The organism is Limnohabitans sp., assembly GCF_031538885.1.
In the GTDB taxonomy this organism is placed as follows: Bacteria; Pseudomonadota; Gammaproteobacteria; order Burkholderiales; family Burkholderiaceae_C; genus Limnohabitans.
This window is the reverse complement of sequence record NZ_JAVKLW010000133.1, coordinates 1-8204: the sequence shown is the minus strand read 5'-3', so window position 1 is coordinate 8204 and position 8204 is coordinate 1. Positions and strand designations below refer to the sequence as shown.

8 protein-coding genes are annotated in these 8204 nt (G+C 55.0%); 6 read left to right on the top strand and 2 right to left on the bottom strand.

The features are described from left to right. Positions 1-170: 170 nt before the first annotated feature. Complete coding sequence (locus tag RMS03_RS10650; protein ID WP_310627033.1) at positions 171-401, top strand: hypothetical protein; 231 nt, start codon at positions 171-173, stop codon at positions 399-401. A gap of 274 nt (positions 402-675) precedes the next feature. On the opposite strand, the gene RMS03_RS10640 is transcribed toward RMS03_RS10650, so the two are convergent. Both RMS03_RS10640 and RMS03_RS10635 read right to left on the bottom strand, forming a co-directional pair. Next, positions 676-1365, bottom strand: coding sequence for a TerC family protein (locus RMS03_RS10640; RefSeq protein WP_310627031.1), 690 nt, complete (start codon positions 1363-1365; stop codon positions 676-678). 204 nt (positions 1366-1569) lie between these two features. Then, positions 1570-3057 (bottom strand): nucleobase:cation symporter-2 family protein, encoded by a 1488-nt coding sequence (locus tag RMS03_RS10635; RefSeq protein WP_310627030.1) that lies wholly within the window; start codon positions 3055-3057, stop codon positions 1570-1572. Positions 3058-3324: 267 nt separating this feature from the next. Between RMS03_RS10635 and RMS03_RS10630 the strand changes: the two genes are divergently transcribed. The 5 genes from RMS03_RS10630 to RMS03_RS10610 are packed head-to-tail and all read left to right on the top strand — an operon-like array spanning position 3325 to position 7859. Then, positions 3325-4305 carry a YncE family protein gene (locus RMS03_RS10630; protein ID WP_405023529.1) on the top strand — a complete coding sequence of 327 codons (981 nt, stop codon included), beginning with the start codon at positions 3325-3327 and terminating at the stop codon, positions 4303-4305. A gap of 2 nt (positions 4306-4307) precedes the next feature. Continuing rightward, positions 4308-5120 carry a polysaccharide deacetylase family protein gene (locus tag RMS03_RS10625; protein ID WP_310627029.1) on the top strand — a complete coding sequence of 271 codons (813 nt, stop codon included), beginning with the start codon at positions 4308-4310 and terminating at the stop codon, positions 5118-5120. Then, on the top strand, positions 5108-6121 hold the full coding sequence (locus RMS03_RS10620) for a sterol desaturase family protein (RefSeq protein ID WP_310627028.1): 1014 nt from the start codon (positions 5108-5110) through the stop codon (positions 6119-6121). The genes RMS03_RS10625 and RMS03_RS10620 overlap by 13 nt, the downstream gene beginning before the upstream one ends. Before the next feature lie 21 nt (positions 6122-6142). Beyond that, positions 6143-7042, top strand: coding sequence for an EI24 domain-containing protein (locus RMS03_RS10615; RefSeq protein WP_310627027.1), 900 nt, complete (start codon positions 6143-6145; stop codon positions 7040-7042). Then, the gene (locus tag RMS03_RS10610; RefSeq protein WP_310627026.1) at positions 7008-7859 is read left to right on the top strand and encodes a molybdopterin-binding protein; all 852 of its coding nucleotides are present in this window, start codon (positions 7008-7010) and stop codon (positions 7857-7859) included. The genes RMS03_RS10615 and RMS03_RS10610 overlap by 35 nt, the downstream gene beginning before the upstream one ends. Positions 7860-8204: the final 345 nt, after the last annotated feature.

The window sequence follows — 8204 nt, the reverse complement described above, 5'->3', positions numbered from 1 at the left end:
TTGGTATCGTTCTTCTCGGCTGAGGTGCTTGTACATTGGGCAACTTCGACTTGGCGGTTAAAGCGGCCATGATGCTCTCGCATCCTCAGCCACCTATAACCAGTTCATCTTTGTTGCACTTCGTCCTTGAATCCGCCCTTTCAAATCGGCGAACGTCCGCCGATTTGGTTTTGACACAAGAAGATACACAAGCGGCTGCTGAAATTGGCATCGTCATGTCAGGGTCAATTGCAGACCGCATCAACCGTGCTGTCCATGCGCACAACTTAGCTGCTCGCTTGGCTGTAGGGGCGGGCTATCTGTTGCTTGACATTAGAGCTGAGTTGGCGCACGAGGGCGTCCGTAGGTGTAGTCGCTCATGGCATGGATTTGACGAATCCGCTCCATTGATGCTTCGTTGACTGGGTGGGCGTGAGCACCGCTCGTAGTAGCCGCTAGTGGATGCTTGCAAATGCTTGCACATAGCTTGGGTGCCTCGCTGGTGGGGCGCGGCAGGGTAATACACCGAGGAGCGGCTCATGCCCAATAGGCCCGCTTGGGTGTTGCTCAAAGAATGGTCTCGGTCGATCATTTGCCTGCGCTCAGCAATCCCGCCTTGGTGAGCGCGCTGTTTAAAAAATCTAGCGCCAGTGCTTGCTGCCCGATCTTGGCGTGCAACGGAGCTAAATTGACGGTTTATTCGGCTTCCACCGTTTTGTGGTGTTGTGCTGACTTGAGCTTGCCCCATCCCAACACAACCACCGCACCAGCAGCCGCGCAAGTCAAGTGGAACCATGAGTTGGCTTCACCGAAGGCTTTGAGTACCACGTCGTTGGCGATGGTTTCGCCACCGACCCAACCAATCAAGCAGGCACCGAAGGTGATGATGATGGGGAAGCGCTCCATGAGTTTGATCATCAAGGTGCTGCCAAAAATAACCATTGGGATGCTGATGGCTAGTCCAATGATGAGCAGCATCTCGTCGCCTTTTGCGGCGGCGGCTACAGCAATCACGTTGTCCAAACTCATCACCAAGTCGGCAATCAAGATGGTGCGAATCGCAGCGAACAAGTTGCTGTGCTCGCTGGCTTCTTCGTTATTTTCTTCTTCTGCTTCCAGCAGCTGTGCACCAATCCACAACAGCAACAAACCACCGATGATTTGCAGGTATTCCAAGGTCATCAGCTTGGCGGCGACCACGGTCAGACCAATACGCAGCACGACCGCCGCACCTGAGCCAAATATGATGGCTTTCTTCTGTTGCGCTGGTGGCAAACTGCGGGCGGCCAAAGCGATCACCACGGCGTTGTCCCCAGACAAGATGATGTTGATCCAAATGATCAACAGCAAGCCTAGCCAGAAGTCAGTGCTTTGAATTAGTTCCATGATTTGTTTGTTCCAGACGATAGGAATGTTTTTTGTGAGCGCCTTGCCACAAGGCTAATTTTCGCAACGGTAAGTGTAACGGCGCGGTACTGCTGGGCCTGTTAGTAATAGTGCTTATGTGGCACACCGCGCACAGAGCAACGGCTGTTGGCCAAAAAATAGCCCGCTGATTCAGCGGGCTATTCGCGTAAGGCGTGGGCCAATTTAGTGGCTATCGGTCTGGCGTGCAGCAGCCACAGCAGCTGAGTCATCTTCCGCTGCGCCGTTGAAGAACAGGTTCAACAACACAGCAGAGATAGAAGCCAACAAAATGCCTGATTCAATCAGTGGGTGCAGGTTGTGAGGCATCCATTGCTTGAAGTTAGGCGCGATCAGCGGAATCATGCCGATGCCAATAGAGATAGCCACCACCAAGCTGTTGAAGCGGTTGTTCTTAAAGTCCACGCCGCCCAAGATGCGAATGCCCGTGGCTGCCACCATGCCAAACATCACCAAGCCCGCGCCGCCCAACACCACCGTAGGCAGTGACTCGACCAAGGCTGCCATTTTGGGAATGACGCCCAGGACAATGAGGATGAGGCCGCCTGCCACACACACAAAACGGCTCTTCACGCCCGTGACGGCCACAAGGCCCACGTTTTGCGAGAAGCTGGTGTAGGGAAAGGTATTGAAGATGCCGCCAATCAGCGTGCCCAAACCATCGGTGCGCAAACCACGGGTGAGCGCGGCGCGGTCTACATCGCGGTCCGTCATTTCGCCCAAGGCCAAGAACATGCCGGTGGACTCGATCATCACCACGATCATGACCAAGGTCATGGTGAGGATGAGCACGGGGTCAAACACAGGCATGCCAAACTGGAACGGCGTGACAATGCCAAACCATTCCGCCTTGCCCACCTTGTCAAAGTTCATCAGGCCCATGCCTGTGGCTACCGCGGCGCCGATGACGATGCCTAACAGTACCGAAATGTTGGCAATAAAGCCCTTGGCGTATTTGGCAATCGACAAAATAGACACCAACACCAATGCCGCAATGCCCACGCCAGTGAGGTCGGCGTACTTGGGGTTGGGCATCTTGGCCAACAGCGCCAGATCTTTAGGCACTGCCGCCAAGGTCGATCCGGGGGCCGATGCGGCGGACGCTGCGTCTGCCAGCCACTTGGCGTGTTCTGGGTTCACGATGGAAGGGGCCGTGGGGCCGAAGGGATTGCCAAAAATCCAGTTGATACCAATGCGCATCAAACTGATGCCAATCACGGCAATGATGGTGCCGGTCACCACAGGCGGGAAAAACCGCAACATGCGACTCACCAGCGGCGCGATGAAGATAGCAATGGCACCCGCTCCCATGATGGCGCCAAAAATAAGCTGCGCCCCTGCGTCGCCGGGGTTGGCACTGGCCATGGCCACCATCGGTGCCACTGCTGCAAACGTCACGCCCATCATCACTGGCAGGCGAATGCCAAGCCACTGCGTGGCCCCCCAAGACTGAATGAGGGTGACCAAACCGCACACAAACAAATCGGCCGAAATCAGCATGGCTACTTGCTCGGGACTAAGCTTCAAAGCACGCCCCACGATGAGTGGCACAGCCACAGCGCCTGCGTACATGACAAGCACGTGTTGCAAGCCAAGAGCGGCGAGCTTGCCTGTGGGCAAGCGTTCGTCGACGGGGTGAATCGTATCGGGCATAAAAACTCCTAGAAAGGTTTGTGTTACAAACTGTATACAGTTTTGTATGTCAAGAAGCTACGGATAAACTCTAACTACAAAACTATTGCAGTTAGGGAAGCACAACGCATGAGTTTGCAGCGTGATTTGCTACGGACTTCACGATGTGCAATTGTGTGCGTCGATAGCACGATTTTTGGGTTGAATTGCGCTCGCGCATGGGGTATTTCAGCAGCCTGCTAGGCCTCGCTCGTTACACTGGGGGCAAATTTTTCCAAGGTGTTTTTAGTGTTTTTGATTCAACGTTTGACGCTGGCTTTTGCTAGCGCGCTGCTGCTGGCAGCTCCCGCTGTGCAAGCGGCCAACCCCATCTTTGTGCTGAACTCTTTAGACGCGAACGTCAGTGTGATTGATCCAGTCACATGGAAAGAAGTCCGTCGCATCCCCACGGGCAAAGAGCCGCACCACATTTACCTCACGCCCGATGAGAGATCGGTCATTGTGGCCAACGCAGGTGGTGATTCACTCACGTTCATTGACCCCCGCACGGCCGAGGTGCAGCGCGTGGTACGCGGCACCATCGACCCCTACCAGTTGCGTTTTTCGCCAGATATGAGATGGTTTGTCACGGTCGCCAACCGTTTGAACCACATCGATATTTACCGTTGGGACGGCAAGGAACTGACTTTGGTCAAGCGCATTCCATCGAGCAAAACGCCTAGCCACATTTGGATTGACAGCAAAAGCACCACCGTTTATGCCTCGATGCAAGATAGCGACGAGTTGGTGGCGGTGGACTTGGCGACGCAAACATTGAAGTGGCGCGTCAAAACAGGAGCTATGCCTGCGGATGTGTTTGGCACACCTGATGACAAGCACCTGTTGGTCGGGCTGACGGGGGGCGATCATGTGGAGGTGTATGACGTCACGGGCCCGCAAGCCAAGTTGGTGAAAAACATTCCAACAGGCGAGGGTGCGCATGCCTTCCGCGCCGTGGGTGATGGTCGCCATGTATTCGTGGGTAATCGTGTGGCGAACACAATCAACAAAATTGACTACACCAAGCTGGAGTCTGTGGCGCAGTTCAACGCCCCAGGCGGCCCTGACTGCATGGAAGTGACGGCAGATGGCAAGTTGCTGCTGGTGTCATCGCGTTGGATTAAAAAAGTCAGCGTGATTGATCTGGCGACAGGTCAACTGGTGCGTCAAGTCAAAGTCGGTAAATCACCGCACGGCATTTGGACCTTGGATCACGCCAAGCGTTATTGAACATGTACCCAGCACAACGCCAGCCTCCACTGAAAACTCCGCGCGTTTCTTGGCGTGCGTGGGTTGTGGGCGGTTGGGCTCTGTGTGCGTTGGCGGCACATGCGAATGCGCCATGCAGCAAGCCGCTGTATCTCACCTTTGATACAGGTCATATGGGCGTTGCATCCTTGATTGCAGAGGTATTGAACCGTCAGCAGGTGAAGGTCACTTTCTTTGCCGCCAATGAGCCGACCAAAGAAGGCGATGGCTCATTGGGCGAATATTGGGCGCCTTGGTGGAAGGCCCGTGGCGCAGAGGGGCACGCCTTCGCCTCACACACGTTTGACCATGTGTATTGGCGCTCAGACCTGCCGCGCGACAGCTGGCGCATGCGTCCGACCACCGGTACGAGAAAAGGCCAAACAGAGGCGTGGACCAGCCAACGTTATTGCGACCAACTGCAACTTGCTAACACGCGCCTAGAGCAAATCACGGGGGTCAAGCCCTTGCCCTTGTTTCGTGCGCCAGGCGGCAAAACATCGCCTTCGTTGCTGCATGCTGCCAAGCAATGCGGTTTTATGCATGTCGGTTGGGCTGAGGCAGGTTTTTTAGGGGATGAGCTGCCGAGCGACAAATACCCCAATGCCTTGCTGCTAGAGCGTGCATTGAACCACCTCCACGCGGGAGACATTTTGATGGCGCACTTAGGCATCTGGTCGCGCCAAGATCCGTGGGCACCGACGGTGCTAGAGCCTTTGATTGAAGGCCTCAAAGCCAAAGGGTTTTGTTTTGCCACACTCAAAGAGCATCCACAATTCAAAGCATGGATACGCTGATAGACCTTTTTGCCAACACGCAAGCGGCTTTGTATGAAGGCGTGATGCAGCCCATCGCGTTTGCCGTGGGCTTGGGCAACCGTTTGGAGGATGTGTTCAATGCTACGGGCTGGTTGCTGGTGGGGTTGATGCAAATTGTCGTCATGCTGGTGGTGATTGGGCCGCTACAGCGCTGGCGTTGCGTGGAGCCGGTGACCAACTCGCGCGCGATTCGCACGGATGTGATTTACACCTTGATTCATCGTTTGGGGCTGTTCCGTGTGGCCTTGTTCCTATTGGTTGAGCCCGTGCTTGACAACTTGATGGGCGAGTTGCGTGTGCACGGCGTGGGGACGTTCCATTTGGAAGACCTGTGGCTCGGCGTCACCGATGGGCCGTTCACCAGCTTTGTGATGTACCTCGTGGTGTTTGATTTTGTCAGTTACTGGTTGCATCGTGCCCAACACGAATGGCGTTGGTGGTGGGCTTTGCATGCGGTGCACCATTCGCAGCGTCAGATGACGCAGTGGACAGACAACCGAAACCATTTGTTAGACGATCTGATCGGTGCGGTCGTTTGGGTGTTTATCGCGCAACTCATTGGCATCGCGCCTACACAGTTTGTGGCGGTGGTGGCGCTCACGCAGCTGTTTGAAAATTTCCAACATGCAAATCTGCGCGTGAGTTTTGGTTCGTGGGGTGAGCGTCTGTGGGTCAGCCCACGCTTTCACCGTTTACACCACGCGATTGGTTTGGGGCATGAGTCAAGGCCTGTGCCAAGGGCTGGCCTTGCACGTGACGTGACGCGCACAGGGGGCGCATTGGGTGGGCATAACTTTGGTGTGCTCTTACCTTGGTGGGATGTGCTGTTTGGCACGGCTAACTTTGACCTGCGGTTTGAGCCCACGGGGATCCGTGACCAAGTGGAAGAGGGCGTGGATTACGGAGACGGGTTTTGGGCTCAACAGCGACTGGGTATTCAACGTCTTTTGCAAGCTTTTGGGGCTTCTTCCTCTCGTTGACGTGTGCGGTATGCTTTTGGTATGCGTTTGTTTCTAGATTCCTTTTGGCGAGCACTAGCTTATTGCCTGATGCCTCGCGTCATCGTCCTCTCCCTGCTGCCTTTGGCCATGTTGCTTTTGCTGTCGGTGAGCTGGGGGTATTTCTATTGGACGCCTACTCAGGACTGGTTGCGCGACATCCTCACCTCTTGGCAAGTTTTACCGAGCATGATGGCTTGGCTACAAGCCCAAGGTGCGGCTCACTTGCAAGCGGTCATGGTGCAACTGGTGATGATTTTTGCCATCACGCCGGTGTTGGTGGTGATCTCGTTGTTGGCCGTATCTTTGATGATGACGCCAGCCTTGGTGGATTTGGTGGCCCATCGCCGCTTCGCACACTTGGCACTCAAACACGGGGGGAGCACTGTGACCAGTTTGATCTGGACAGTCAGTTCCACACTGGCCGCGATGCTGGCCATGGTCATTTCATTGCCTCTCTGGGCAGTTCCCCCGTTGATGTTCATCGTGCCACCACTCATTTGGGGGTGGCTCAGTTACCGTGTAATGGTGTATGACGCCTTGGTACAGCATGCCAGCCGTGAAGAGCGCTTGAAGATTGGCCGCAAGCACCGCGTTTGGTTGTTGCTGATCGGGGTGTTGACGGGGTATATGGGTGCTTTGCCAAGCCTGGTATGGGCCTCTGGTGCTTTGTTTGTCGCCGCATTCCTGGTGCTGATCCCCTTGGTGATTTGGATCTATGCCTTGGTGTTTGCCTTTACCTCACTGTGGTTCACACATTACAGCTTGGCTGCACTTGAAGTCCTGCGAGCAGAGTCGGATACTGTGGTGATGGGGGCCTCTGTGCCCCTACCCACCGTGGTTGATGCTCCCCCAGTAGCATTGGTAGATGACTCACACACCCCACAGCCCCCCAGCCTCTGAAACTCGGCCACAGTTTGGCCTCATCATCGTGGGTGACGAAATCCTCTCGGGCAAACGTGCGGACAAGCACATGCCCAAAGCGATTGAGTTGCTCCATGCACGCGGCCTGTCGCTAGACTGGGCCGACTATGTGGGTGATTCGCCCGAGCGCATCACACGCACCTTGGCCCGCGCTTTTGACGGCAACAGCATTGTCTTTTCGTGCGGCGGTATTGGTGCAACGCCTGATGACCATACCCGTCAATGCGCAGGCAGGGCCTTGGAGCTAGACATTGTTTTGCACCGCGAGGCAGAAGCCTTGATTCGTGAGCGCATGCAAGACACCGCCAAAGAGCAGGGCGTACCTTACGAGCCCGATCGTGATGACAATGTGCACCGACTCAACATGGGTGTGTTCCCCTTGGGTGCGCGCATCATTCCCAACCCGTATAACAAGATTCCAGGCTTCACCTGCCAAGGTGCTGGTGGTGGCGTGGTGCACTTTGTGCCCGGCTTTCCAGTGATGGCATGGCCCATGATGGAATGGGTACTCGACACCTATTACCCGCATCTCTTTGAACATGCGGCGTGGATTGAAAAGTCCATCGTCATTTACGGTTCGATGGAGGCCACTCTCACGCCACTGATGGAAGCCTTGGAGCGAGACTTCTCGGGCGTGAAGGTTTTTAGCTTGCCCAGCGTGGATCACCCTGGGCACGGTCGTCACATCGAACTGGGCGTCAAAGGTGAACCCGACAAGGTGGCTTTGGCTTATCCCGCCATGTTGGCGGGCCTACAGCCTTTCGCTTTGAAATTTGGCCCTGAATTGGTGCGATAGTGAGTGAGATTCATTTTGGTGCAAAATTGCACCAAAATAGGTCGCTCAGTTTTTCTCTATTTGGTGCTCGAAATCTACTTTTGCAGCCAATTTGCTTCAATCTCAAGGCAAAATGTGCGCCTTGATGCTGAAGTTGATGAGGCGCTCTGTGAGAGCTTATGCTGGCACAGAAACTGCATCCTCCAACCTCGAGCACTTTTTAACCCAACCTACCCTAGCAGGAGAACTTGATGGCCAAGACCGTCGCAGACGTAATGAAAATGGTGAAAGAGAACGAAGTTAAATTCGTTGACTTCCGTTTCACCGATACCCGTGGCAAATGGCAGCACATCACTGCGCCCGTGT

What these genes read in the sequence shown, in the direction of transcription:
- RMS03_RS10640 (WP_310627031.1), bottom strand. Translation starts at nt 1,365, where the DNA reads ATGGAACTAATTCAAAGCACTGACTTCTGGCTAGGCTTGCTGTTGATC.
- RMS03_RS10620 (WP_310627028.1), top strand. Translation starts at nt 5,108, where the DNA reads ATGGATACGCTGATAGACCTTTTTGCCAACACGCAAGCGGCTTTGTAT.
- RMS03_RS10610 (WP_310627026.1), top strand. Translation starts at nt 7,008, where the DNA reads ATGACTCACACACCCCACAGCCCCCCAGCCTCTGAAACTCGGCCACAG.
- RMS03_RS10615 (WP_310627027.1), top strand. Translation starts at nt 6,143, where the DNA reads ATGCGTTTGTTTCTAGATTCCTTTTGGCGAGCACTAGCTTATTGCCTG.
- RMS03_RS10625 (WP_310627029.1), top strand. Translation starts at nt 4,308, where the DNA reads ATGTACCCAGCACAACGCCAGCCTCCACTGAAAACTCCGCGCGTTTCT.
- RMS03_RS10635 (WP_310627030.1), bottom strand. Translation starts at nt 3,057, where the DNA reads ATGCCCGATACGATTCACCCCGTCGACGAACGCTTGCCCACAGGCAAG.